We start from the raw sequence: 1,975 nt of genomic DNA on the forward strand, positions 1-1,975 counted from the left end.
TACTTTCTTCGGGTGTCATCTATTTTTCCTTCTATCTTTTGTCTTATTCTCTCATACTTTCTCTGTGAGTATTTCTACTCATTGCATAACTGAGATGCTCCCGTTAAAGCCCTCAACCGCACTATTGATAAAAATGTCTAGCGCATGAACTCGGACAAAAGTATGACGCTAACTATTTTCAATTATGCCGATCGCACAATTAGTATCAGCGGTCAGCATGAGGCAACTCTTGTGGTCAGGAAAGGCGGTAAAATCCAGCGAATATACACAATAGATTTAGGATTTGCGATCGGCTTAGATGAGAATATTTCCGAGTTTATCGGTATCCATGTCGGTGATACAATGGTGGGAATTATTGGAGACGCGAACCGGATGCAAGCCGATGCCCTGTCCGATCATGTCAATCTCACGGCGCGTCTGGAAAGTTTAACTAAGTATTATGGCGTATCTTTATTAGTTTCAGGAGATGTGGTACAACGTTTGACTCAACCAGAAAAGTATCATATTCGATTTTTGGATCGTGCCATTGTCAAAGGTAGACAAGAAGCCATTACTGTTTGTGAGGTGTTAGATGTTGATGCAGAACCAGTGCGATCGCTCAAAATTCAAACAGTGCCTATTTTTGAGGAAGGACTCGAACAATATTGTCTGGGAAATTTTGCTAATGCCAAAATTTGTTTTGAACAAATAGTGGCACTAAATCCAGGCGACAAACCCAGCCAACTTTACCTAGAACGCATCCAAGCATTTTTAGAAAATAGTATTCCCGCTAACTGGAATGGCGTGTGGAAATTTACCCAGAAGTGACATTAACACATCAATTGAACGGAGAACAATAATGACATCTGGAAGCTTACAATCTGTGACAGAAATCTGTGGAGAATTCATTGACCAATTTCCACCGGAACACGACTCCCTAGAACTTACTTTTACGCCTAGCTCTCGCCCCATCAAGCAGCGCTGGCGAAACAACAGGCTTTCGGCTCATTTTGTAGCCGATTATTTGTCCAGCTTTCTACCAGTGGACGCAGAGGATGCTAGCAGCGAGAAACGGGTTAAACAAAGCAAGGGAGCTGTGAGCTACGTCGCTAACGAACTGTTAGAAAATGCGATAAAATTTAATAAGGATGATACCAATTACAAAGTCAAATTTGGCATACACTTTATTGGTGAAACAGAGGTGACTGCCGTAATTTTTGCCACTAATAGTGTCAATCTAGAAGGCGCGAATAAGTTGAAGGAGTTTATTAAAGAAATTCTGGCTTCCGATCCGAATGAACTTTATTTGCAGCAGATTGAAAAGAATGCTGAATCTGAAAGCGACACCTCGGGACTGGGATTGCTGACTATGATTAATGACTATTCAGCTAAAATAGGTTGGAAATTCGACCCAAGGCCAGACAGTGATACGATCACTGTGACGACTGTAGTTCAAATTACGGTCTAGTTTCAACCATTTCAATATTTACTCTCTTGTGCGATCGCAGTATTTTACTCAGGAAACCAAACAACAATGAGCATTCAAGAAATTAAAGGTGAAGATTACAACATTCAGTACGATGGAGAATCAGCCACAATCATTTTCCAAGGCGAACTCAGCCTGGGCGGACCAGCAGAGTATGCACCAATAGCCGAATTGTTAGATGAGGTAGCCAATCCCGAACCGCCTACTATTACCTTGAACCTAAAAAAATTGGACTTTGTTAACAGTTCTGGTATCAGTATGCTGTCTAAGTTTGTCATTAGCGTTCGGAAAAAGAAAACGATTAAACTTTTGGTATTGGGTTCAAATGATGTTCCTTGGCAACAGAAATCTCTCAAAAATTTAGAAAAGCTGTTGCCAACTTTGAAGCTAGAATTAGAGTAGGATATGTGTAAATTTCAACTAAAGTTAACATACTGTAGTTTAGACTAAATAAAGATGAGAAAGGTGGCTTCAGAAGAACTAGAGCCACCGCGCTGGGAGAGAATAAGG

3 protein-coding genes are annotated in these 1,975 nt (G+C 40.7%); all 3 read left to right on the forward strand.

Annotated elements, in window-relative coordinates:
- Positions 1 to 162 precede the first annotated feature (162 nt).
- The 3 genes from QUA13_RS32275 to QUA13_RS32285 all read left to right on the forward strand — a co-directional run bounded on the left by QUA13_RS32275 (position 163) and on the right by QUA13_RS32285 (position 1,867).
- Positions 163 to 807 carry an adenylate/guanylate cyclase domain-containing protein gene (locus QUA13_RS32275; RefSeq protein ID WP_333205145.1) on the forward strand — a complete coding sequence of 215 codons (645 nt, stop codon included), beginning with the start codon at positions 163 to 165 and terminating at the stop codon, positions 805 to 807.
- Between the two features lie 31 nt (positions 808 to 838).
- A complete protein-coding gene (locus tag QUA13_RS32280; protein WP_333205147.1) occupies positions 839 to 1,447 on the forward strand; it encodes a DUF6272 family protein in 609 nt (202 codons plus the stop codon).
- Positions 1,448 to 1,513: 66 nt separating this feature from the next.
- Positions 1,514 to 1,867 carry a slr1659 superfamily regulator gene (locus QUA13_RS32285; RefSeq protein WP_172188538.1) on the forward strand — a complete coding sequence of 118 codons (354 nt, stop codon included), beginning with the start codon at positions 1,514 to 1,516 and terminating at the stop codon, positions 1,865 to 1,867.
- Positions 1,868 to 1,975 lie beyond the last annotated feature (108 nt).

The sequence above is a fragment of the Microcoleus sp. S28C3 genome (assembly GCF_036700785.1).
Lineage (GTDB): Bacteria > Cyanobacteriota > Cyanobacteriia > Cyanobacteriales > Microcoleaceae > Microcoleus > Microcoleus asticus.

What these genes read in the sequence shown, in the direction of transcription:
- QUA13_RS32275 (WP_333205145.1), top strand. Translation starts at nt 163, where the DNA reads ATGACGCTAACTATTTTCAATTATGCCGATCGCACAATTAGTATCAGC.
- QUA13_RS32280 (WP_333205147.1), top strand. Translation starts at nt 839, where the DNA reads ATGACATCTGGAAGCTTACAATCTGTGACAGAAATCTGTGGAGAATTC.
- QUA13_RS32285 (WP_172188538.1), top strand. Translation starts at nt 1,514, where the DNA reads ATGAGCATTCAAGAAATTAAAGGTGAAGATTACAACATTCAGTACGAT.